Annotated in this window: 25 protein-coding genes; 10 read left to right on the forward strand and 15 right to left on the reverse strand. The window is 31.4% G+C overall.

All coding sequences use genetic code 11. The features are described 5' to 3' along the window. The 9 genes from LOS89_RS11700 to trmB form a co-directional block, all read right to left on the reverse strand. Window positions 1-1,059 carry an NAD(P)/FAD-dependent oxidoreductase gene (locus LOS89_RS11700; protein WP_231835424.1) on the reverse strand — a complete coding sequence of 353 codons (1,059 nt, stop codon included), beginning with the start codon at window positions 1,057-1,059 and terminating at the stop codon, window positions 1-3. 74 nt (window positions 1,060-1,133) lie between these two features. Continuing rightward, window positions 1,134-1,373 (reverse strand): NifU family protein, encoded by a 240-nt coding sequence (locus LOS89_RS11705; RefSeq protein ID WP_231835425.1) that lies wholly within the window; start codon window positions 1,371-1,373, stop codon window positions 1,134-1,136. Window positions 1,374-1,462: 89 nt separating this feature from the next. Beyond that, a complete protein-coding gene (locus tag LOS89_RS11710) occupies window positions 1,463-2,602 on the reverse strand; it encodes an Mrp/NBP35 family ATP-binding protein (protein WP_231835426.1) in 1,140 nt (379 codons plus the stop codon). 212 nt (window positions 2,603-2,814) lie between these two features. Next, window positions 2,815-3,372, reverse strand: coding sequence for a YceI family protein (locus tag LOS89_RS11715; RefSeq protein ID WP_231835427.1), 558 nt, complete (start codon window positions 3,370-3,372; stop codon window positions 2,815-2,817). A gap of 57 nt (window positions 3,373-3,429) precedes the next feature. Then, a complete protein-coding gene (locus tag LOS89_RS11720; protein ID WP_231835428.1) occupies window positions 3,430-4,719 on the reverse strand; it encodes a hypothetical protein in 1,290 nt (429 codons plus the stop codon). Between the two features lie 48 nt (window positions 4,720-4,767). Further along, window positions 4,768-5,355: a YceI family protein gene (locus LOS89_RS11725; RefSeq protein ID WP_231835429.1), complete on the reverse strand. Its 588-nt coding sequence runs from the start codon at window positions 5,353-5,355 to the stop codon at window positions 4,768-4,770. Window positions 5,356-5,524: 169 nt separating this feature from the next. After that, window positions 5,525-5,860, reverse strand: coding sequence for an MGMT family protein (locus tag LOS89_RS11730; RefSeq protein ID WP_231835430.1), 336 nt, complete (start codon window positions 5,858-5,860; stop codon window positions 5,525-5,527). Between the two features lies 1 nt (window position 5,861). Then, on the reverse strand, window positions 5,862-6,491 hold the full coding sequence (locus LOS89_RS11735; protein ID WP_231835431.1) for a lysine transporter LysE: 630 nt from the start codon (window positions 6,489-6,491) through the stop codon (window positions 5,862-5,864). A gap of 54 nt (window positions 6,492-6,545) precedes the next feature. Next, a complete protein-coding gene (gene trmB, locus LOS89_RS11740; RefSeq protein ID WP_231835432.1) occupies window positions 6,546-7,220 on the reverse strand; it encodes a tRNA (guanosine(46)-N7)-methyltransferase TrmB in 675 nt (224 codons plus the stop codon). A gap of 117 nt (window positions 7,221-7,337) precedes the next feature. On the opposite strand from trmB, the gene LOS89_RS11745 reads away from it, so the two are divergent. Together LOS89_RS11745 and LOS89_RS11750 are read left to right on the forward strand one after the other, a co-directional pair. Further along, window positions 7,338-8,162: a UDP-2,3-diacylglucosamine diphosphatase gene (locus LOS89_RS11745; protein WP_231835433.1), complete on the forward strand. Its 825-nt coding sequence runs from the start codon at window positions 7,338-7,340 to the stop codon at window positions 8,160-8,162. Beyond that, window positions 8,162-9,217: a glycosyltransferase gene (locus LOS89_RS11750; protein ID WP_231835434.1), complete on the forward strand. Its 1,056-nt coding sequence runs from the start codon at window positions 8,162-8,164 to the stop codon at window positions 9,215-9,217. The genes LOS89_RS11745 and LOS89_RS11750 overlap by 1 nt, the downstream gene beginning before the upstream one ends. On the opposite strand, the gene LOS89_RS11755 is transcribed toward LOS89_RS11750, so the two are convergent. Next, the gene (locus LOS89_RS11755) at window positions 9,191-10,234 is read right to left on the reverse strand and encodes a sensor histidine kinase (protein WP_231835435.1); all 1,044 of its coding nucleotides are present in this window, start codon (window positions 10,232-10,234) and stop codon (window positions 9,191-9,193) included. The two genes, LOS89_RS11750 and LOS89_RS11755, sit on opposite strands and share 27 nt — an antisense overlap. Then, window positions 10,234-10,923 carry a response regulator transcription factor gene (locus tag LOS89_RS11760; protein WP_231835436.1) on the reverse strand — a complete coding sequence of 230 codons (690 nt, stop codon included), beginning with the start codon at window positions 10,921-10,923 and terminating at the stop codon, window positions 10,234-10,236. The genes LOS89_RS11755 and LOS89_RS11760 overlap by 1 nt, the downstream gene beginning before the upstream one ends. A 178-nt stretch (window positions 10,924-11,101) precedes the next feature. Between LOS89_RS11760 and LOS89_RS11765 the strand changes: the two genes are divergently transcribed. The 5 genes from LOS89_RS11765 (at window position 11,102) to LOS89_RS11785 (ending at window position 17,724) form a co-directional block, all read left to right on the forward strand. Beyond that, complete coding sequence (locus LOS89_RS11765; RefSeq protein ID WP_231835437.1) at window positions 11,102-13,873, forward strand: TonB-dependent receptor; 2,772 nt, start codon at window positions 11,102-11,104, stop codon at window positions 13,871-13,873. 144 nt (window positions 13,874-14,017) lie between these two features. Beyond that, window positions 14,018-15,166, forward strand: coding sequence for a beta-helix domain-containing protein (locus LOS89_RS11770; protein ID WP_231835438.1), 1,149 nt, complete (start codon window positions 14,018-14,020; stop codon window positions 15,164-15,166). Window positions 15,167-15,271: 105 nt separating this feature from the next. After that, window positions 15,272-15,610: a T9SS type A sorting domain-containing protein gene (locus LOS89_RS11775; protein ID WP_231835439.1), complete on the forward strand. Its 339-nt coding sequence runs from the start codon at window positions 15,272-15,274 to the stop codon at window positions 15,608-15,610. 103 nt (window positions 15,611-15,713) lie between these two features. Further along, entirely contained in the window at window positions 15,714-16,661 is a 948-nt protein-coding gene (locus LOS89_RS11780) for a T9SS type A sorting domain-containing protein (protein ID WP_231835440.1), read from the forward strand. An 82-nt stretch (window positions 16,662-16,743) separates the two neighbouring features. Further along, window positions 16,744-17,724 (forward strand): LuxE/PaaK family acyltransferase, encoded by a 981-nt coding sequence (locus LOS89_RS11785; protein ID WP_231837075.1) that lies wholly within the window; start codon window positions 16,744-16,746, stop codon window positions 17,722-17,724. On the opposite strand, the gene tyrS is transcribed toward LOS89_RS11785, so the two are convergent. Further along, window positions 17,717-19,006 carry a tyrosine--tRNA ligase gene (gene tyrS, locus LOS89_RS11790; RefSeq protein ID WP_231835441.1) on the reverse strand — a complete coding sequence of 430 codons (1,290 nt, stop codon included), beginning with the start codon at window positions 19,004-19,006 and terminating at the stop codon, window positions 17,717-17,719. The genes LOS89_RS11785 and tyrS overlap by 8 nt on opposite strands. Before the next feature lie 144 nt (window positions 19,007-19,150). Between tyrS and LOS89_RS11795 the strand changes: the two genes are divergently transcribed. Continuing rightward, complete coding sequence (locus LOS89_RS11795; protein WP_231835442.1) at window positions 19,151-20,143, forward strand: NAD-dependent epimerase/dehydratase family protein; 993 nt, start codon at window positions 19,151-19,153, stop codon at window positions 20,141-20,143. Here the strand turns inward: LOS89_RS11795 and LOS89_RS11800 are convergent. Genes LOS89_RS11800 through LOS89_RS11810 form a run of 3 tightly spaced genes read right to left on the reverse strand, consistent with a single transcriptional unit; the run spans window position 20,124 to window position 22,599 of the window. After that, window positions 20,124-20,507, reverse strand: coding sequence for a DUF4296 domain-containing protein (locus LOS89_RS11800; protein WP_231835443.1), 384 nt, complete (start codon window positions 20,505-20,507; stop codon window positions 20,124-20,126). The two genes, LOS89_RS11795 and LOS89_RS11800, sit on opposite strands and share 20 nt — an antisense overlap. Next, on the reverse strand, window positions 20,507-21,877 hold the full coding sequence (locus LOS89_RS11805) for a dihydroorotase (protein WP_231835444.1): 1,371 nt from the start codon (window positions 21,875-21,877) through the stop codon (window positions 20,507-20,509). Before LOS89_RS11805 ends, LOS89_RS11800 begins: the two co-directional genes overlap by 1 nt. Beyond that, a complete protein-coding gene (locus tag LOS89_RS11810) occupies window positions 21,877-22,599 on the reverse strand; it encodes a polyprenol monophosphomannose synthase (RefSeq protein WP_231835445.1) in 723 nt (240 codons plus the stop codon). Before LOS89_RS11810 ends, LOS89_RS11805 begins: the two co-directional genes overlap by 1 nt. 107 nt (window positions 22,600-22,706) lie before the next feature. Here LOS89_RS11810 and LOS89_RS11815 point away from each other — a divergent pair, with 107 nt between their 5' ends. Both LOS89_RS11815 and LOS89_RS11820 read left to right on the forward strand, forming a co-directional pair. After that, a complete protein-coding gene (locus tag LOS89_RS11815) occupies window positions 22,707-23,372 on the forward strand; it encodes a DUF4271 domain-containing protein (protein WP_231835446.1) in 666 nt (221 codons plus the stop codon). A gap of 17 nt (window positions 23,373-23,389) precedes the next feature. Then, on the forward strand, window positions 23,390-24,139 hold the full coding sequence (locus tag LOS89_RS11820) for a uroporphyrinogen-III synthase (protein ID WP_026724456.1): 750 nt from the start codon (window positions 23,390-23,392) through the stop codon (window positions 24,137-24,139). The last annotated feature ends 37 nt before the right edge of the window (window positions 24,140-24,176 follow it).

The following is a 24,176-nucleotide window of genomic DNA, read 5'->3' on the forward strand; positions in this document are numbered from 1 at the left end:
TTAATCTATCGATTTTACAACCGCTTTTTCAGCTTCTTTTCTTGTTCCATCAAAACCATCAATTCCAGAAACTGTTGTGTATTTTAAAACATAACGCTTTCCTGGATGGATTCTGTTATACACACTTTGACACATTAAAGTAGCTTCGTGGAAACCACATAAAATCAATTTTAATTTTCCTGGATAAATGTTTACATCACCAATAGCGTAAATACCATCAATATTCGTTTGATAATCTAATGCATTATTTACTTTGATGGCATTTTTCTCGATTTCCAATCCCCAATTAGCAATAGGTCCTAGTTTTGGAGTTAATCCAAAAAGTGGAATAAAATAATCACATTCTACTTTCATTCTAGCACCATTAACTTCAATGTCAACTGCAATTATTCTCTCATTACCATTAAATCCTACAACCTCAGCAGGAGTTACTAATTTAATTTTACCAGCATTTTTTAATTCTTGTACTTTTTCAACTGAGTCTAAAGCACCACGGAATTCATTTCTTCTGTGTACCAATGTTACTGAATTAGCAACATTTGACAAGAAAATACTCCAATCTAAAGCAGAGTCACCTCCACCAGCAATTACAATATTTTTACCGCGATATTTTTCAGGATCTTTAACAAAGTAATCCACTCCGCGATCTTCTTTTTCGTAGAATTCAATATCTTTTAGAATAGGTTTTCTCGGTTCAAAAGTTCCTAAACCACCTGCAATAGCTACAGCTTTTGCGTGATGTTGCGTTCCTTCATTAGTAGTTACAATAAAGGTTCCATCTTCTAACTTTTGAATTGTTTCTGCAGTTTCCCCTAGAGTAAACCCTGGTTGAAACTGTTTGATTTGCTCCATTAGGTTCGTTACCAAATCTCCAGCTAAAACTGATGGATAACCTGGAATATCGAAAATAGGTTTTTTTGGATATAGTTCTGCCAATTGACCGCCCGGTTGAGGCAAAGCGTCAATAATATGACATTTTAATTGCAATAAGCCGGCTTCGAAAACAGCAAAAAGTCCCGTAGGACCAGCGCCGATAATAAGAATATCTGTTTCTATCATTATAATAAGTTTCTGAATAGCAAAATAACAAACTTGTAAAAAGCAATTATATGATTTATATCATACAATACATTTTAAGCTATATTTTCTACTGTTTCTATTTGAGGAGCATATTTTTTAATAGTCGTTTCAACACCAGCTTTCATAGTACTGATACTCAAACTACAGTTGGTACAAGCTCCTTCTAATCGAACTTTCACATGCTTGTCATCAATAATTTCTACTAATGAAATGTTTCCTCCATCGGAATTTAAAAAAGGGCGGATTTCTTCTAACGCTTTTTCAACATTATCTTTTATTTCTGTTGTAGTCATATTTTTAATGTGTCAATTTTTCAATGTGTCGATGTGTCAATATGTTTCAATTTTTAAATTGGCTAATTGACATATAGACTAATTGATAATTATTTTTTTACAGCAGAACATCCTGCCATAGTAGTTATTTTAATTGCTTCTGTAGGAGGTAAAGTTTCATTACGATTTACCGTTTCTTGTACTACACTTCGTGTGATGCTTTCAAAAACACCTTCTAAAACTGAAGCTGTTTGTAATGCTGCTGGACGACCATAATCTCCAGCCTCACGAATACTTTGCACTAAAGGCACTTCACCTAAAAGCGGTACTTGTAAATCTTCTGCTAAGTTTTTAGCTCCTTCTTTACCAAAGATATAATATTTATTTTCAGGTAATTCTTCTGGTGTGAAATATGCCATGTTTTCAATAATTCCTAAAACAGGAACATTAATAGATTCCGACATAAACATCGAAACTCCCTTTTTCGCATCGGCTAAAGCAACTGCTTGCGGAGTACTTACTACAACCGCACCAGTAATTGGCAACGACTGCATAATAGACAAGTGAATATCACCTGTTCCTGGTGGTAAATCGATTAACATAAAATCCAATTCTCCCCAATTAGCATCAAAAATCATTTGATTTAATGCTTTTGCTGCCATTGGACCTCTCCAAATTACAGCTTGATCTGGTTTTGTAAAAAATCCGATTGATAAAATTTCAACACCATAACTTGAAATTGGTTGCATTTTTGATTTTCCATCAACCTCAACTGAAATAGGTTTTGAATTTTCTACATCAAACATTATCGGCATAGATGGTCCGTAAATATCGGCATCTAAAACTCCAACTTTGAAACCCATTTTAGCTAATGAAACAGCTAAGTTTGCAGTAATTGTAGATTTTCCAACACCACCTTTACCAGATGCAACCGCAATAATATTTGAAATTCCTGGAATTTGCTTTCCTCTTATAAGATTAGGATTTTCAGGTTTTTCTGGAGCTTCAACTTTAATGTTGACTTTTACTTTTGCTTTTTCGTATACTTTTTCGTGAATTACTTTGATAATATCTACTTCAGCACGTTTTTTAATATGTAAAGCTGGAGTAGCTAAAATAACATCAACCACTACTTCATCTCCAAAAGTGATTACATTTTGAATGGCACCACTTTCTACCATATTTTTTCCTTCACCTGCAACAGATATTGATTCTAATGCAGTTAAAATTTCTTTTCTATCTAGTTTCATTTTCTTGAATTTATTCGCAATCCATCTGAAAACCAATTTTATTCATTTTTATTCAGACTGATTTTAGATTGCAAAGATACTTTGAAAAAACAAATCAGCAAAAGGCAAGAGTTAAAACTTTACTAATGAAACTATAAGAAAATTTTATACTGCAAAACCAAAAAAGCAACCCTTTTGAGGTTGCTTTCTAAACTAACTTGAAAATTGAATTATTAATATTGTAAAAACAAATTGAATTGGATATCAACATTATCATCTACTACTACCATGCCTAATAATTTTTTAGGCGATTTTAGTTTAAAATCTTTAATATTCAATTTCAATTCCCCTTTAACATTATTACTTTTTTGATCGAAAACAATAGGAATTATATAATCTTTTGCAATGCCCGCTATTTCAACTTTAACTTTTGCAGTAAGTGCGTTGTTACTTGCAACAATTTCATTAACAGCTATTTTAATGTGCGGATAATCTTCTGCTTTTAGAATGGTTTTAAAATCTTTTGTAATCATTCTATGCGCACAATCAAAACCATTACTTTTTATTAAAATCTCTGCACCTATTAAAGTTGTTTTGGTGTTTTGTTTTGATACCGCTATATAAAACACATCTTCTATTAAGTCTGAATTGTACTTACAAGAAAATGAGTTTACGTTTGATTTTCCTTTGATAATTACCTCACTTTTATTCGTGATTTTTACCTTAGTTTTATTTGTTGTAAAACCAAAACCAAACAGTATAATAGCTAATATAAAACTTATTGTTCTCATGATTTTTGTTAAAAGAGAAAAGCAAATTGCTTTTCTCTTTTTTTGAATTTTTAATTATTAGAAACTAATTACAGCTTCTGCAACAAATCCGTTGAATTTACCACCATTAAAAGGACTTGTTGTTGTAAAACCATCGTATTTTTGAGTTACATATTCAACTTTTGCTAAGATGTTTTTAGTCATGAACCAACCACCACCAATATTGAATCTTGTAATATCTACATCAACTCCTGTTGCATCTTCTGCAGATACTGAGTTGTAACGACCACCGAAGTAGAAGTTTTCAGTTTTACCAAATCTGTAAAGTAATTCAGCTCCTAATTGAGTTGCTTTTCTTCTATCTGTTTCAGCTAATTTTTTACCATTAGTTAATTCAACCATTCCAAAGAATTCTAATCCTTTAAATTTAACAAATGGATTGAACATAATTGCTGTTAATTTGTTATCAAAACCAGGGTTATAACGACCTGTTGTAAAATTATTTGCTCCTGTTGTTGCAGCTCCATTTGTTAGTGGCTCTGCCATTACAAAGTAATATCTTGCTCCTGCTCTATCTCCAGCGTATAAATAAGTTCTAGTTGCCCAAGCTGTGTTATATAAAGACCCTGTAATTCTTACTCTTAAATCAGGATTAATTTGTTTGTCAAATCCTAATTTAGCAACTATTGATGGACTAGCATTCCCACCAGCAACATTATCTTTTACATCTTGATTTAATTTAGTATTTGTTGCACCTAACATTGCTAAGAATCCACCTTTTCTATAGTAAACTTCACCACCAACTTCTGTTGTAAATGAATCCATAATATAGTTTCCAACAAATGGATTGAAGATTGCTTGTGCGTTATCAGATCTTCTAAAGTGTGCATCACCATAGTTTATTTCCATGTGACCAACTTTAATTGTAACGTTTTTCATTAAATCAGAAGCAAAACCTTCTTTTATAAAATCCAAGTTATCAATTTGGAAATATCCTCCTTTAACATAAGTTTCATTGTGGTGACGAGAAGACAAATAAGTTCTTAAATGCATTCTTACACCTTTTGCAATTGCTACATCTAAATCTAAATTAGCTGTTGCTAAGTTAAAGTTATTTGTAATTGGAATCAAAGCTGCCGCTCCAGTTGCGTTCTCGTGATCAATAGCTTGGTATTGTAATGTTGAAGCTCCACCGATTCTTACTTTAACTCCATTAAAAGTTGAAGCTGTATCTTTTGGTGATTCAAAAACATTGATGCCTCTTTTATCTGGTTGTCTATAATTATCTAAATCTCTATTTTGTGCTTCCATGGCTGTTGTTAAGCCTAAAGCAGCAATTACTACCGTAAATTTAATAAATGTTCTCATGATTTTTAAAATTTAATATCTGAATTTAGTTATAAGTCCGAATTTTTATTAGTTGTATGTAACTTTGAAATCTACTGTTACGTCTTTTCCAGTTTTTATGGTTCCCATTAAAGCTGTTGGTGGTTTTACTCCAAACACTGTCATATCAATTTTTGTTTTACCAGTGATGACTGCTTTTTTACCAACCATTTTTACTGTAAAAGTTTGAGCGATTCTTTTTGTAACTCCTGAAATGGTTAAATCACCTTGTGTTTCAACTGTGTAATTACCGTTTGAAACTTCAGTAATTTTAGTTACACTTACTAGTTTATAATTTATTGTTTTGTAAGTTTTACTGTTAAGAGCTTTAAAGGTGTTTGAATCCATTCCGCTTTTACCGCTTTTTAGTTGTTCAACTTCAAGAGCAAAATCCAAACTTTTAATAGCTTTTAAATCTCCTGCTTCAATAGTTAAATTTGCTTTTCCACTCATCGCTTTCGCTTCAATTTCCCAATCGTGAAGATTAGAAGTGCCAAATACTGTTAATTTACTTTCAGCCAAGACCAATTTTGATTCTTGAGCTAAAACATTAAACACTGGAATTATCATTAAGATAAGTAGAAGCCAATTTTTTAGATTTATTTTTAGAGTTTTCATTTGTACTACGTTTTATTTTATAGGACAAATTTCCGCTGAAAAAAAAACGTAACACATGATAAATGTCACATTTGTTACAGAATTAATGGTGTAGATTAAAAAAACAGTAACTCAAACGTTTTCGAAAAATAAACATTGAGAAAAAAAGATATTTTTTTTAAAATGTATCCTAATTTTTAGGATCCCAAAAGTGAAGTTTAAAGTCAATTATTTGATTATCAACAACTTTTATTCCTTCGTTTTCTAAAAGTTGTTGCATTAAATTAGTGCCTTCAAAATGATGTTTTCCAGAAAGCATTCCTAATCTGTTTACTACTCTGTGAGCAGGCACATCTTCCCTATTATGAGAAGCATTCATAGCCCATCCTACCATTCTGGCAGAACGTGCCATTCCTAAAGCTTTTGCAATAGCACCATAAGACGTTACTTTTCCTTCTGGAATTTGACGAACGATTTCGTAAACTCGTTCAAAAAAGTTATCATTATTTGAAACGTCTTTTTTCAAATTAGGCTACTAAAATTTTATAAAGTGAAGAAATTGCAACAATACCAGTAAGTGCTGCAATTAAAAAGTTTATGTTTTGGACAATAAACGTTAATTTATGTTCTATCTTTTTAAAGAATTTAGCATACAAAAAGAATACGAAATAAGTTCCGATTGCAGCAAAAATTGAAAACAAAAGAATAGAAATTATATCATAATGGAACAAATCTTTTGAAGACATCATCAAACTTGTAATAGCATACCAAGGAATCGCAAACATATTAAACGAAGACATTGCCATACCATAAAAAAAGCGATTTCTTTTTTTATCGATTTTAACTTCGATTTCTTTTTTCTTTTTAGCATTGATTCCCATTATTATAAAAACAATGGTTAGTCCAATAAAAATAAATGTGCCTATTTTTTTTAATCCTTCACTAACAACAGGATTTGCATCTAAAAATTTAGCAAAATAAGTTCCAAAAAAACTTTGGAGAAAAACAATAACAACCGCTCCTAGTGCAAAGTTTAAAGCTTCTTTTTGATTTTCTTTAATACTTATTTTAGCAATCGTCATATTCAACATTCCTGGTATGATTATACCGCCTATTGAAATTACTAACCCTAAAAAGATTGCTAAAACATATATCATAATTTGATTTTTTTCAAAAATAAGAAACTATATTAACTTGAAATGTAAGCTATGTTACTTAATTCTGAATTGAATATAAGTAATTGGTTTATTTACTTCTAAATATTGACTTTCATAAAATGTTTGAATTCCGGTAACTTCTGCAGGCGCTCCTTCATTTTTATAAATATTATGGTTTGCATAAATTACTTCATGTCCTTCACCATGTAACAAACCTAAAGTATAACCGTGCATAAATTCGCTATCCGTTTTTAAATGCATCAATCCATTAGGCTTTAATATTTTTTTATAACGATTCAAAAAGTCAGAATTGGTCATTCTGTGTTTTGTACGTTTATATTTAATTTGTGGATCTGGGAAAGTAATCCAAATTTCATCTACCTCATTAGCTTCAAAACAATGCTCAATTAATTCGATTTGTGTTCTTAAAAACGCAACATTATTCAAACCGTTTTCCACGGCTGTTTTCGCTCCACGCCAAAATCTAGCTCCTTTAATATCTATTCCGATAAAGTTTTTCTCTGGAAATCGCTCTGCTAAACCAACAGAATATTCTCCTTTACCACAACCTAATTCAAGTACAATTGGATTATCGTTCTTAAAAAAGTCTGTTCTCCATTTTCCTTTTAACGGAAGACTGTCTGAAACAACTTCTTCTCTTGTTGGTTGAAAAACATTAACAAACGTTTCGTTTTCTTTAAATCTCTTTAATTTATTCTTACTTCCCACTTCTAAATAATTTTGGGCAAAATTAAGGAAATAATTAGCAACATAAATAAACTTTTAATAATGTTTCAATAACCTTAACATTAGATGTATTCTCTTTTTTTGCATAAAGTTTTTATTTTGAAAAAAAGAAAAGTAGAAATTGTTGTAATTTCAGATGTTCATCTTGGAACATATGGTTGTCATGCTAAGGAATTATTAGCTTATTTATCTTCTGTAAAACCAAAAATTCTTGTCTTAAACGGCGATATCATTGATATTTGGCAATTCAGAAAGTCATATTTCCCATCAAAACACTTAGAAGTCATTAAGAAAATTATATCGATGAGTACTAAGGGAACTAAAGTGTATTATCTTACTGGAAATCATGATGAGTTTTTACGAAAATTTACCGATTTACACATGGGTAACATTAGTTTAATTGACAAACTTGTGTTAGAATTTGATCATAAAAAAGCATGGATTTTTCATGGTGATGTATTTGATTCTTCAATTACACAAGCAAAATGGTTAGCAAAATTAGGAGGTTGGGGATACGATATTTTAATCCTTATTAATCGTTTCATTAATTGGGTATTAGCAAGATTGAACAAAGAACCTTACTCGTTTTCAAAAAAAATAAAAAACAATGTAAAATCTGCTGTTAAATTTATCACTAACTTTGAAAATGTTTGCGTTGAGTTAGCTATCGAAAATAAGTATGATTATGTAATTTGCGGTCATATTCATGAACCAAAAATTGAGTTTATGGAAAATGAAAAAGGAGAAGTTTTCTATTTAAATTCTGGCGATTGGATTGAAAATTTAACCGCTCTTGAATACAATAAAAAGAAATGGAAATTATACAAACACGATAGAAGCTTGAGCACTGATGATGATAATGAGTACAATTTTGATGATGAAAACAAGCTTGCAGAGCAATTTATTACAGCACTAAAAAAGTAATGAAAAATAAAATTCTCATAGCTCCATTAAATTGGGGATTAGGCCATGCCACAAGATGTATTCCAATCATCAAAGCGCTTGAAGAAAATGGTTATGAACCAATTATTGCTTCTGACGGTGCTGCTCTTGCTTTATTAAAAAAAGAATTTCCAAAACTAATCAGCATTGAATTGCCTTCATACAATATTCAATATGCTGAAAAAGGAGAAAACTTTAAATGGAAAATGATTTTACAATTGCCAAAAATGGTTTTAGCAATTAAAAGAGAAAAATCAAGAATTAAAAGAATAGTCGAAAATTATAAAATAGCCGGAATTATTAGCGATAATAGATTGGGCGTTTATTCATCAAAAGTTCCTTCGGTTTTTATAACACATCAATTGAATGTGCTTTCTGGAAAAACTTCTTGGTTAACCACAAAACTACATTTAAAATATATTTCAAAATTTCAATCTTGTTGGGTTCCTGATGTTTCAGGAGTACAAAACTTATCAGGCGTACTTGGTCATCCTGAAAAAGTATTAGATAAAATCAAATATATTGGTCCGTTAAGTAGAATTGAAAAAAAATCTTTACCTATTAAATATGATATAATGGTTTTGTTGTCTGGACCAGAACCTCAACGAACTTTATTAGAAAAAAAACTTAGAAAAGAACTAGAAAAAAGTACCAAAGAAATTTTATTTGTAAAAGGAGTTGTTGAATCGCAACAAGAAATTGAAAAAACAAACTCAATTACCTATTACAACTTTATGAATTCAGAACAGTTAAACACTGCTTTCAACGAAAGTGAAGTAGTAGTTTGTCGTTCGGGTTACACAACTGTAATGGATTTAGCTAAATTGGAGAAAAAAGCCTTTTTTATTCCAACTCCAGGACAATACGAACAAGAATATTTAGCAAAGAAATTTAAATCTGAAATTATTGCACCTAGTTGTAAACAAGAAAAGTTTAAGGCTTCTAAACTAGAAAAAATCCACTTTTATAAAGGATTCAATGATTATTCGGTTGATACAAATTGGAACGAATTATTTGGTCTTTTCCAAAGTGAATGAAAATTCTGAACCAACGCCAATTTGACTTTCAACATAGATTTTTTCTTCGTGACCTTCAATAATATGTTTCACGATTGCTAAACCTAAGCCCGAGCCACCTTCGCTTCTAGCGCCACTTTTATCGACTCTAAAAAATCGTTCAAAAAGACGAGGAATGTTTTGTTTTTCAATACCTTCTCCGTTATCGGTAACACGTACAATCACTTTGTTGTTAACCAAATCTTCAATTCCAACTTCAGTTGTACCTCCTTTTTTTCCGTATTTAATTGAGTTTACAATTAAATTTGTAACAACTTGTTGTATTTTTTCTTGATCGGCCATTACCCAAATTGGTTTGGAATATTTCATGTCAAACGTTAGCGTAATATTCTTATTAGCCGCTTTCATTTCAAACAAATCGAATACATTTTGGATAACTTCTACAATATTGAATTTTGAAACATCTAAATTGATTTCACCAACTTCTAATTTGGTAATCATATCTAAATCCTTAACAATATAAATAAGGCGCTCCACTCCTTTTTCTGCACGTTCTAAATATTTTTTTCGAATATTTTTATCGTCCATCGCGCCATCTAAAAGCGTAAGTAAATAACCTTGAACGGTAAAAAGAGGCGTTTTTAATTCGTGCGAAACGTTTCCAAGAAATTCTCTACGATATTCTTCTCGGATTTTTAATGTTTCAATTTCTAATTTCTTATCTCTGGCGAATTTTTTTACTTCTTTAGTTAAAGTAGCCATATCGGTAGTTACTGGCTGATTTACATAAGTTGATGTTTCTAAAAGTGATACATCATCATAAATTTTCTTTACTCTTTTGTAAATAAAATGTTCAACTCTGAACTGAATAAGAAAAAAAGTAGCACAATTAAATATTAACGAAAAAGCTAATACCGCTAATATATTTAATGGCTGAACCAAATAATGGTATAAAAAAATAGTCGCTAGAAAGAACAACGTAATGTATACCGATGACTTTATAGCGAACTTATAAGATTTTTTAAATTTTAATTGCATTAAAATTCGATTTTGTAACCAACTCCTTTTATAGTTTTAAAGAAGCTATCTCCAATTTTTTCTCTTAGTTTTCTGATATGAACGTCGATGGTTCTTCCGCCAACAACAACTTCATTACCCCAAACTTTATCTAAAATTTCTTCTCTTGTGAAAACTTTTCCTGGTTTTGTAGCTAATAAATAGAATAATTCAAACTCTTTACGAGGTAAAACAATCTCTTCACCTTCTTTAATAATTTTATATTCTTCTCTATTAATTTCGATAGTTCCTAAAGTTAACGTCGTGCTCGAAGAAACTCCTTCAACTCCTTTTAATCTTCTTAACAAAGCTTGTACTTTACTAATAAGAACTTTTGGTTTTATTGGTTTAGCAATGTAGTCATCTGCACCTGCATCAAAACCTGCAACTTGAGAATAATCTTCAGAACGAGCCGTTAAAAAAGTAATAATTGTATCTTGAAGTTCTGGAATTTTTCTGATGTTTTCACATGCTTCCATTCCATCCATTTCGGGCATCATAACATCCATAATAATTAAATGTGGATGCTCTTTTTTTGCTTTTGCAATTGCCTCTTTTCCATTCTCGGCAGTAACAATTTGATAACCCTCTTGAGAAAGATTGTACCCTACAATTTCAAGGATATCTTGCTCATCATCAACCAATAAGATCTTAATGTCTTTTTTCTTCATTATAAAAAATGTTGTGTTTTGGTTTGTAAAGGTAAAGATAAAATAAAATGTTCAAAGTAGTTTACAATTATTTAATCTATTAACATTCACATAACACATTCGCAACTAATTCATAACAGGCAAGTAACTTTACTATAACACTACAGCAGTTCCTTTGCACCAAAATTAATAACACAACATGAAACTACGTTTTTTATTATTGTCATTTTTATTTGCAGCAACAATGTTTGCTCAAAACGGTACAGTAACAGGAGTTATCTTAGACAAGGAATTTAATAACGAACCTTTACCTTTTGCTAATATAGTAATTAAAGGAACAAAACAAGGAGCATCGACAGATGAAAATGGAAAATATTCTATCACACTTAAACCAGGAAGCTACACTTTAGTTATTGGTTATTTAGGATACGAAACTAAAGAAATTCCATTTACTTTAAAAGCAAACGAAAAAAAAGTAATCAATTACACTTTAGAAGCTAGTGGCGTTCAATTAGCTGATGTTGAAATTATTCAAGTAGTTTCTAAAGAAAAAGAAAGCGCTTTATTACAAGAACAACAAAAAGCTGTTGAAATTAAACAAAGTATTGGTGCTGAAGAAATTTCTAAAAAAGGAATTGGAGACGTTGCTGCAGCAGTTGCAAAAACATCTGGTATTTCTAAACAAGAAGGATCAAGTGATATTTATGTAAGAGGACTTGGAGATAGATACAATTCTACTACAATGAATGGATTACCATTACCATCTAACAATCCATCTACAAAAAATATTTCATTAGATATTTTCTCTACAGATATTCTTGAATATATTGGAATCGACAAAACATATAACTACAAAAACTACGGAGATTTTGCTGGAGCAAATGTAGATATCGTTTCTAAAACATATAAAGGAAGTGGAATGATTGAAGTAGGAAGTGGAATGAATGCTAATTCAAATGCTATTTCTCAAAATAAATTCTATTTACAAGACGGTCCAAATTTTCACGGATTTAGTAACGAACCAATACCTAACAATCCTTTAAGTGGATATAATTTCACAACAAGCTGGAATAAGCAAGCAGCAACACCTATTGGAAGTTCATTCTATTTAAGAGGTGGAGATTCTTATTCTGTTGGTTCAGGTGGAAAATTAAGCTTTTTCGTTAATGCTTCTTTTGACAATAATTATAGCTATAAAGAAGGTGCAAGAAGAGGAAGTGTTAATGCTCAAGGAGTTGCAGTAAAAGACTTATTTAGAACAGCATCTGAATACAGCACTAGTTCTAACGGAATGGCAAATATTAACTACAAGTTAAACAACAACCATAATTTCAAAATAAATTCAGTTTACATTAATTCTTCTTCTCAAAAACACGAAGAGTTTACAGGAATTATTGATGTTTTTGGTGCAGCTCAAAATGGTGGTGGTTTTATTCGTCGTTCTACTTTTGACAGAACTTCTTTACTTATCAATCAATTATTAGGAGAGCATAAATTTGGAGAAAGAGTAAATTTTGATTGGGGAGTTTCATACAATATGATGACAAATGTAATTCCAGATCGTATGCAAAACACAATCATTCCTTTCACATGGGATGATCCTAATTCAAGACTTGTAGCATCTGATATTAACCAATCTGACAACCACAGATATTATCAAGAAATGACGGATGATGAAGTAGCAGGAAACTTTACTTTATCGTACAAATTCGGAAAAAATGACGATAATTCATATAAAGGAAAAATAATTGCAGGTTATAGCGGAAGATATAAAGAAATCAACTTTGATGCTACGCAATTGAACTTATCAGTAAATAGAGCTTTATACAACACTCAACCAACTGTTGATTTGAATAATTTAGATGGCTATTTCAATCAAGCTAATTTAGATGCCAATTTCTTTTCTATTAGAACCTTTAGAGGTGATATTACAAATGCGAATGCATTAGTACCACAAAATTATAATGGGCAACAAATTATTTCAGCAGGATTTGGTGCAATCGAATATCAATTTACACCTAAATTATTTGTAATTGCAGGTTTCCGTTCTGAGTATATTATTCAAGATATTTTCTATAATACTTCATTAAAAACAGGTAAAAATTTATCTGATACTATGGAATATTTACCTTCATTAACTGCAAAGTACGAAGTAAACGAAAAACAAAATATCAAGTTCGCAGTTAGTAAAACATATACTTTACCACAATTTAAAGAAAGAGCGCCTTTCTTATTTGAAGAAGTAGGACAAAGTTACTTTGGTAACCCATATTTATATAATTCAACAGATTATAACTTTGACTTAAAATGGGAAATGTTCCCTAAAAATGGTGAAGTATTATCGTTTACAGGTTTTGGAAAATTAATTCAAAATCCAATTAATCAAGTTACTGTAGCTTCTGCTACAAATGATATTTCTTGGGTAAATTCAGGTGATCAAGCAATTGGATTAGGTATTGAAGGAGAATGGAGAAAAAACATTTTTTCTCGTGAAAACATTTCTACAGGAGAAAAAACAAACTTAGGTTTTGGATTAAACGTTTCATACTTATTTACTGATCAAGATTTAAATACTCAAAAAGTTATAGAAGAGAATCCTGGTTTTAGTGTTGCTTTCACTAACAAAGATTCAAGACTTACTGGAGCATCAGATTTATTAATTAATTCTGACATCAGTTTTAACAAAGAATTTAAAAATGACAGATCGTTAACTGCAACTTTAGCTGGAGGTTATTTTTCTGATAGAATTTACGCATTAGGTGTAACAAGTAAAGGAGATTTAGTAGATAGCGAAGTAATCACTTTAGATTTTATCTTAAAATACAAGATCAATAAAAACATTGGATTTGGATTAAGTGCTAAAAACTTAACAGACCCTACAATTGAAAGAAGACAAGACATTCAAAACGTAGTAGTTGACTCTTACAAAAAAGGAAGAAACTTTAGTATTTCTATGAAATATTCTTTCTAAATGTTTGTTTAACAATAAATTAATATTAGGCGGATTTTAGTAAAATTCGCCTAATATTTTTTAATAAACTCATAACACTAAGGTAAACACAAAAAAATATTTCAACAATACATTTGTAACAACAAATTAAATAACACAAAAAACATGAAAAATTTATTATTATCAGCTTTAGCTTTAGCTGCATTAACATTTACATCTTGTTCAAGAGATGAAGATTCAAACAATAACAGTGGAGCTGTAACTATTAACCCTGCTGATTTTAAAGGAGAATTATTAGCTGGACAATCAGCAACTTTAGACCCATCTCAAGTTTACAACTTAACTGGATCATTTATCGTAAGAGGTGGAGCTACTTTAACAATTCCAGCTGGAACAAGAATTGAAGCTACAGGAGGAACTTCTTCTTATATAGCAATTGCACAAGACGGATTATTATACGTTAATGGTACTTCAACAAACCCAGTTGTTATGACTTCTGGAAACGCAGTTCCTGCAACAGGAAACTGGGGTGGTTTAGTAATCTGCGGTAGAGCATACACAAACAAAGGAGGTTCAACAGGTCAAACTGCAATTTCTGAAGTTGGAGATTTAACTTATGGTGGAACTGAAAATGATGATAGTTCAGGAGTTATCCGTTATTTAAGAGTAGAATATACTGGTGCTGCTTTTAATGGTGATAAAGAATTCAACGGTGTATCTTTATTCGCTGTTGGTTCAGGAACAGTTTTCGAATATGTACAAGCTTACAAAAGTGGTGATGACGGAATCGAATTTTTTGGTGGAGCTGTTAACGCTAAATATTTAGTTGCATTACACAGTGAGGACGATGCAATTGATTTTGCTGACGGATTTTCTGGAACACTTGAAAACGTTTTCATTAAAGATGTTGCAAAAGCAGGTGTAGAAGGTTCTAACAATGGAGATAACGGAGCTGCAACTCCAACAACAAACGCTACTTTAAAAAACTTTACAATCTTGAAAGGAAGTTTAGCTGGTTCTGAGCACGGAATGTATTTAAAAGAAGGTGCTGGTAAATGGAACTGTCAAAATATCTATATTGATGGATTTACTAAAGGCTTAAAAATCAATTCATCAACAGCTGATGCTAATGCAAACTTAAATGTTGATAATGGTTTTATAACTTTTAACCCAATTTATTTTGGAGCATCTATCACAACTCAATCTGAATATGCTGGTACAAACACTACATATTTAACAATTGGTTCTAATACAGGAGCTGGTAATAGTGGAAACACTCCTAGCTGGACTACAGGTTGGACTACAGGTTTCTAAGAAGCTAATAAAATAATATCAAAATCCCTCATTATGAGGGATTTTTTGTTTGGCATTGTATTTGTAATTAAAAATAATTATCTTTACACTCAATATTAGTTTTGCATGAAAAAAAATTACTTATATATTTTTCTATTTATGTTTTTGTTTTCTTTTAGCCTACAAGCGCAAGAAAGCAAATCTTCTATTGCAACTAAAACTCAAGAGCCTACAATTGAAGGCTTAACCATTTACCCAAATCCTGTTAACTCTGGCAAAATATTTATCACTACAAAATCCTCATTAGATAAAAAAGTGGAAATTTTTAATGTACTTGGAAAAAAAGTATTAGAGACGGTTATTACTTCTAAAGAAGTAAATGTAAGCAATTTGGCTGCTGGAGTCTACATTATCAAAATAAAAGAAGGCGATGCAACCGCAACAAGAAAACTAATTATCAATTAGTTATATTTCATAAAACACAAAATTAATTTAAACTTAACATCTTTTTATTAGTAAGAAATTTAATTTGTTTTTATCTTTGTACCCAATTTTAATTCATATAAACATGAAAAAACTTTACACTTTATTATTCGTTGCTTTAACAGGAGTTGCTTTTGGACAAGCTTCAATTACTGCACTTAACACCCCTTACACTGAAAACTTTGACGGAATGACCCCAACAGGAACGACATTCCCAACAAATTGGTCAGCAATTAGAGCGGCGGGCTCTGGAACTGCAAATCAAACTCTTACCATGGCTATTACTGATGGAACTGCTAACTCTGGAACTGTATATAACGTTGGAACAACAGGGAATTCAGATAGAGCTTTTGGGTCAATAGCATCTGGATCAACAGTTCCTGCATTTGGTATGTCTTTTACAAATAACACCGGTGATCAAATTACTGAATTTAATATCGCATTAAAAATAGAACAGTGGAGAACTGGTAGTCTTGATACAGCAAACGAAGTTATGCTTTTTTCTTATAGCACTAATGCTACTAATTTAAGTGATGGCACATGGATTAACGCAACAAATCTTAACATAAATGAAATCCTTACTTCAACAACTGCTTCAGCGGCTGTAGATGGAAATGCAACAGGGAATAATGCGAATCTAAATGGAACTGTAAATATAAGTTCAACTCCTTGGGCAAATGGTTCAACTTTATGGATTAAATGGCTTGATGATAATGCTGCTGGAAACGACAGTTTATTAGCTATTGATGATTTTTCATTCAGTGCGACTTCTAATGTTCTTTCATCTTCATCATTTAATTCAATCGATGGTTTAACAATGTATCCAAACCCATTAAAAGGAGACACTTTATTTTTAACTTCAACTGCTAATGCAGATATGTCAGTTCAAATTTATGATGTATTAGGCAAAGAAGTTGTAAACTCGAAAGTAATGAACAACACTGTAAATGTTTCTGGTTTAAATGCTGGAGTTTACATTGTAAAAGTTACTGAAGAAGGTAAAACTGCTACAAGAAAATTAGTTATTCAATAATTAGTTTCAAAATACAATGAAAAGCATCAACGAAAGTTGGTGCTTTTTTATTTATGACCAATTTGTTTGCTATTTTTGCACCATGATTTCACAAGAAGATATTTTCCAAATTGGCTCTAAAAAAGAATTTGAAAAAATTACTTTAAAAGTATTTCGTCATCAGTACGATAACAATTTGGTGTACCAACAATTTTGCAACTTCTTAAAGAAAGACAAAACAAATGTGAAATCCTTAACCGAAATCCCTTTTTTACCCATTCAGTTTTTTAAAAGTCATGATGTTTTAAGTGCTGACGAACCTATTCAACAAACGTTTACCAGTAGCGGTACAACAGGAATGCAAACCAGTAAACATTTGGTTACCGATGTAAGTTGGTACGAAATGAGTTACCGCTTAGGCTTTTCAGAATTCTATGGAAATATAGAAGATTATTGTGTTTTAGCCTTACTTCCATCCTATCTAGAGCGCGAAGGTTCATCATTAATCTACATGGTAGAAGATTTAATTCAAAGTAGTAATCATTCAGCTTCTGGATTTTATTTAAACAATTATGATGAATTGATTTCGAAACTCATTGAGTTGGATAATTCAGGTCACAACGTGATTTTAATTGGTGTTACGTACGCTTTGTTGGATTTAATTGAGAAGCAAAAATTCCAATTAAAAAACACCATCATCATGGAAACCGGCGGCATGAAAGGCAAACGCAAAGAAATGATTCGCGAAGAGTTGCACACCATTTTATGTAATGGATTTGGTGTTTCAAAAATTCACTCTGAATACGGAATGACAGAATTACTTTCTCAAGCGTATTCTTTAGGCGATGGGATTTTCGAATGCCCACCATGGATGCAAATTCTTGTTCGCGATACCGAAGACGCTTTAACGTATGTTTCCGATGGGAAAACAGGTGGGATTAATGTGATTGATTTAGCGAATATTAATTCGTGTTCGTTTATTGCTACGCAAGATTTGGGAAAAAAATATCCCAACCATTCTTTCGAAGTGTTGGGACGTTTTGATAATTCTGATATTCGTGGTTGTAACCTGATGGTTATTTAACCTTAATTACGTAATAATTTTTCTTCCCTTTTTGTAATAACAAAAACTGATTGTTGATTAAATCTTCTTTAGTAATGATTTTATCCTCGCCTACTTTTTCTTTATTTAAAGAAATAGAGTTTTGTTTCAACTCTCTACGAGCATCACTATTAGAAGCTAAGAAATTTGTTTTTGCTGCTAATGCTGCAATCATGTCCAATCCCGCATTCAAATCTTCCATCGAAATTTCTGCTTGAGAAACACCATCAAACACTTCTAAAAACGTTTTCTCATCTAACTTTTTCAACTCATCCATAGATGGGCTAAAAAAAGCATTTGAAGCTGCAATGGCATTTTCTAAATCTTCTCTAGAATGTACCATAACCGTAATTTCTTCAGCCAAACGTTTTTGTAACACTCTTAAATGAGGTGCTTCATTGTGTTCTGTAATCAATTTTTCAATTGTTTCTTTATCTAAGAATGTGAAAATCTTAATATACTTTTCAGCATCTACATCTGATGTATTCAACCAGTATTGGTAAAATTTGTATGGTGAAGTTCTTTCCGCATCTAACCAAATATTACCACCTTCTGATTTACCGAATTTAGTTCCATCTGCTTTTGTAATCAACGGACAAGTTAAGGCATATGCTTTTCCTGATTCAATTCTACGAACTAATTCAGTTCCAGTAGTAATATTTCCCCACTGGTCGCTTCCACCCATTTGTAATGTACATTTTTTAGCGCGGTATAAATGTAAAAAATCGTAACCTTGAACTAATTGGTATGTAAATTCCGTAAAAGACATTCCTTCTGAAGTTTCACCAGTTAAACGTTTCTTTACAGAATCTTTTGCCATCATGTAGTTAACAGTAATGTGCTTTCCAACATCACGAATGAAATCCAAGAATGAAAACTCTTTCATCCAATCGTAGTTATTTACTAATTCAGCCGCATTTGCTTCAGCAGAAGTAAAATCTAAAAAGCGTGATAATTGTGCTTTAATTGCTTCCTGATTGTGACGCAAAGTTGCTTCATCTAATAAATTTCTTTCATTAGATTTTCCAGATGGATCACCAATCATTCCGGTTGCTCCGCCTACTAAAGCCAATGGTTTATGACCACTTAATTGAAAATGTTTCAACAACATTACTCCTACTAAATGTCCTATATGCAATGAATCGGCGGTTGGATCAATACCCACATACGCCACACGCATCTGCTCCATCAAATGTTCTTCTGTGCCTGGCATTACGTCGTGGAGCATTCCTCTCCAAGTCACTTCTTCAATAAAATTTTTCATGATTCTTAAAATAATTTGAGCAAAGATAGTTTTTAGTCTTAAAGTGGCAAAGTGTTCAAGTTAAAAGTGGCAAAGTTTTGAATTTCTGCAATCAAAAATCATTAATCTTAAATCTAAAATCAAAAGATTTGCTATTTTTACCTCATGATTTTAGTCACAGGAGCAACAGGATTAGTAGGTTCGCATTTATTGGTTAAACTTCTTCAAGAAAACGAAGAAGTAAAAGCCTTGTTTCGTTCTGAAAAACAAATTGATAACGTAAAAAATGTCTTTTCTTTTTACAATCAAGTAGCACTTTTTGATAAAATCAATTGGGTAAAAGGCGATATTACTGATATTCCTTCGCTAGAATTAGCGTTTAAAGATGTTGATTATGTTTATCATTGTGCTGCATTAGTTTCGTTTGATCCAAATGATGAGGATGAACTTAGAAAAATAAACATAGAAGGAACTGCAAACATTGTAAATTGTTGTATTGACTTTGGCGTAAAAAAACTTTGTCATGTAAGTTCAATTGCTGCTTTAGGCGATCCAAAAGAACATGAAACAACAATTACAGAAGAAACTGAGTGGAACCCAGAAGAATTACATAGTGATTACGCCATTACGAAGTATGGTGCCGAAATGGAAGTTTTTAGAGGTCATCAAGAAGGCTTAGAAGTTGTAATTGTAAATCCTGGTGTTATTTTTGGTTTTGGTTTTCCCAAAAAAGGAAGTGGCGTAATTATTCAATCTGTAAAAAGTGGCAATCCATTTTATACAAAAGGAAATGTTGGAATTGTTGCAGTTGAAGATGTAGTAAAATGCATGATACAACTTATGAAAAGCAATTGTAATGGAGAGCGATTTACTTTAGTTGGAGAAAATATCGAAACTAAGAAATTACTAGAATTTATTGCTGAAGAGTTAAAAGTAAAGAACCCTAGTATTGAAGCTACAAAATCGATGACATCTATTGCTTGGCGAGTTGATTGGTTAATTTCGAAAATTTTGAACAGAAAAAGGAAGCTAACAAAAAATACTGTGGCAGCTTCGCACTCAAAATATCATTTTGACACTTCAAAAATAAAAAATGAAATTAATATAGATTTTCAAAAAAAAGAAGATTATTTAAAATCTATTCTAAAGGAGTATTAGAGTTTTTTGAATCACCAATACTATCTTTATTAGTACCATCCAATTTTATTTTCTCCTCTTCTAATCTCTCAATTACTCTTTTATATATCTTTTTATACTTTCGAGCATCAGCAGCATAGTAATTTTGATTCTGACGATACGTTAAACTGTCAATTTTATATTTTTCAAATATATATTGATCCATTTTAATGTTATTCTCAAACAACTTATTTGGCATAGAACCATCTGTAGCCTGAAGAACTGAGATATCATAAATAATATCAACCATCACATCTTCGTCTAACAAATTATCTGGCTTAGGCACTGGATTCTTTGAACAAGAAAGCACCAATAAACTAAAAAATAAAAATACTATGTTTTTCATTAGATTTCTCTTTCAAATAATAATCGTTGTCCTACTTTTAAATCTTTTACTTTACCATTATTATAAACTAGTTTTCCGTTTACAAAAGTATGTGTAACTCTAGATTTAAAATTTGTTCCTTCTAATGGTGACCAACCGCATTTATAAAGTAAATTTTCTTTTTTTACAACCCAAGGTAAATGTGTATTTACAATTGCCAAATCGGCATAATAACCTTCTTTGATAAAACCTCTTTTTTCGATTTTGAAAATTTTTGCAGGATTATGACACATCTTCTCTACAATTTTTTCAACTGAAATTTTTCCTTTTAAATGCGCTTCAAACATTGCCACAACAGCATGTTGCACTAATGGCCCTCCAGAAGGACATGTTGTATATGGATTTGTTTTTTCTTCTAAAGTATGTGGCGCATGATCAGTAGCAATAACATCAATTCTATCATCCAATAATGCTTTCCATAACGCATCTTTATCTTCTTGTGTTTTTACAGCTGGATTCCATTTGATTAATGAGCCTTTCGTTTCATAATCAGCATCGGTAAACCATAAATGATGGATGCATACTTCGGCAGTAATTTGTTTTTGCTCTAATGGAATTTTATTGGTAAACAACTCCATTTCTTTTGCTGTTGACAAATGAAAAACATGCAAACGAGCTCCTGTTTTTTTAGCTAATTCAATCGCTTTAGAAGAAGACAAATAACAAGCTTCTGCACTTCTAATTAAGTGATGATATTTCATTGGAATATCATCTCCAAATTCTTCTCTGTATTTTTCAGTATTAGCTTTTATAGTTGCTTCATCCTCACAATGAACCGCAATTAACATTTTTGTTGAAGAGAAAATCTTTTCTAAAACTTCTGGATTATCTACCAACATATTTCCTGTTGAAGAACCCAAAAACAATTTGATTCCTGCAACATTTCTTGGATTTGTTTTTAAAACTTCGTCTAAGTTATCGTTGGTTCCTCCCATCATAAACGAATAATTCGCATACGATTTTTGAGAAGCAATTTGATATTTATCTTCTAAAAGTTCTTGAGTAACAGCATTTGGAATTGTATTTGGCTGCTCAATAAAAGAAGTAATTCCGCCTGCAACAGCTGCTCTACTTTCTGTTTCGATATTTCCTTTGTGTGTAAGTCCTGGCTCTCTAAAATGCACCTGATCGTCAATTGCTCCAGGCATTACATAACTTCCTTCCGCATCAATAATAACGCAATCCGACGATTTTGGGCTTATTTTTTCGGCAATCTCTTTAATGAATTCATTCTCAATTAAAATATCACCTTCAAAAATAGCTCCTTCATTAACAATTTTGGCATTTCCTTCATTAACAATTTTGGCATTTCGAATTAAAACTGTACTCATTATAATCTATTAAATATTTTTCTTAACCTCAACATTATTACTCCAACTACGGCTTCGCGTATAATTCCTCCACTCATTTTTGATTGTCCTTTTGTTCTATCGGTAAAAATGATAGGCACTTCAACAATTTTAAAATTCTTTACGAAAGCGCGATATTTCATTTCAATCTGAAACGCATAACCCACAAATTTTATTTTATCCAAATTGATCGCTTCTAATACTTGTCTTCTGTAACATTTGAATCCTGCAGTAGCATCTGCAATTTTCATGCCCGTTATCATTCGAACATAAACGGAAGCAAAATAAGATAGCAAAACACGACTCAAAGGCCAATTTACCACATTAACTCCATTAGAATATCGGGAACCAATGGCAACATCTGCACCATTTTCACAAGCAGCTAACAACTTTTCTAAATCATTTGGATTGTGAGAAAAATCGGCATCCATTTCAAAAATATAATCATATCCATGAGAAAGCGCCCATTTAAACCCCGCCACATAAGCCGTACCTAAACCTGATTTTTTCATACGTACTTTTAGATGCAATCGATTTGGAAATTCTTCTTGCATTTCTTTCACTTTTGTAGCTGTTCCATCAGGCGAATTGTCATCTACGATTAAAACATGAAAAGGAGTAGGCAAAGTCAAAACTGCCTTTACAATTGCTTCAATATTTTCAATTTCGTTAAAAGTTGGAATTACAACAATACCCTGGGCCATAAAAAATCTTGTATTTCAACTGCAAAAATAAGGTATTTCTAGCTGACAATTCTTAATAATTTTATAATAATGAAAGTGACACTATTTTTTGTAATTTTGCGCCAATTATGTTAGCAATTCAATTACACGACAGAATCATCGAAAACAAAGATTGGGCAACCATCTTGTTTATTATCTGCTTGGCTATAATTGCCATTAACAAAACCATATCTTCTGTTCGATTTAATGAGTTTGTTCGATTGGCTTATTCCGATAAATACACTAAAATTTATCGCGATAGTAGTAACTTGATGAGTGGCTTTACCATTTCGATGTTTGTTTTGCAGTTAATTTCATTTTCGTTTTTTACGCTATTGGTTTTAAATCAATTTCATAGAGCTGAGAAAAACGATTTGATTGTTTATATCCAAATCTTTACTTTTTTGAGTGTTTTTATCCTCTCTAAATTCTTAATTGAGAAAATTATTGCAACAGCATTTAAAATTGAAGAATTTAACGAACAATTTAACTTGTTGAAAGTCAACTACAGAGCTTATTTTGGATTCATTTTATTACCCGTTAATATCATTTTATTCTACAATTCATTTGATTCAGATTGGTTTTTTTGGACATTATTGATTACCCTAATCACCATAAACATCACTACTTACTTGGTTGCATTGAAATTGTATCAAAATTTACTATTACGTAAAATATTTTATTTTATTTTATATCTTTGCACCCTTGAAATAGCACCTTACTATTTTATTTATAATTGGTTTACAAAAAATTAGAGAGAAATATGTCAAATTTGAAAGTGAAAACAATATTAGTTTCACAACCAGAGCCTAAAGTAGAAAATTCTCCGTATTTTGAGCTTCAAAATAAACTGAAAGTAAAGGTTGATTTTCGACCTTTCATCCATGTAGAAGGTGTTCCTGCTAAAGAAGTTCGCGCTCAAAAAATCGACTTAAATAATTATACTGCCATCATATTAACCAGTAGAAACGCTGTAGATCACTTTTTCAGAGTAGCTGAGGAAATGCGTTACAAAGTGCCAGAAGATTTAAAATATTTCTGTCAGTCTGAAGCGGTTGCTTTTTACTTACAACGTTATGTAGTATATAGAAAGAGAAAAATTTATGTGGGTCAAAAAGACTTCGCTGATTTAGCTCCGCTAATTAAAAAATATAAAGACGAAAAATTCTTATTACCAAATACCGACCAATTAAACGCCGATGTTCCACAAACATTAGATGGATTAAAAGTAGAATGGAAACAAGGTATTTTCTACAGAACAGTAATGAGTGATTTATCAGACTTAAAAGATGTTTATTATGACATTTTAGCGTTCTTTAGTCCAACAGGAATTAAATCGTTATTTAAAAACTTCCCTGATTTTCAACAAAACAACACTAGAATTGCTGTTTTTGGAGAAACCACTAAAAAAGAAGCTTTAGAACACGGTTTACGTGTTGACATCATGGCGCCAAGTCCTGGAACACCATCGATGACAGGAGCTTTAGAGAAATATGTAGCTGAAGCCAATAAAGGAAAATAAAAACAAACAAAAATATATAGAACCCAAATTCGAAAGA

Origin of the sequence: Flavobacterium channae (assembly GCF_021172165.1) — a bacterium.
Classification (GTDB): domain Bacteria; phylum Bacteroidota; class Bacteroidia; order Flavobacteriales; family Flavobacteriaceae; genus Flavobacterium; species Flavobacterium channae.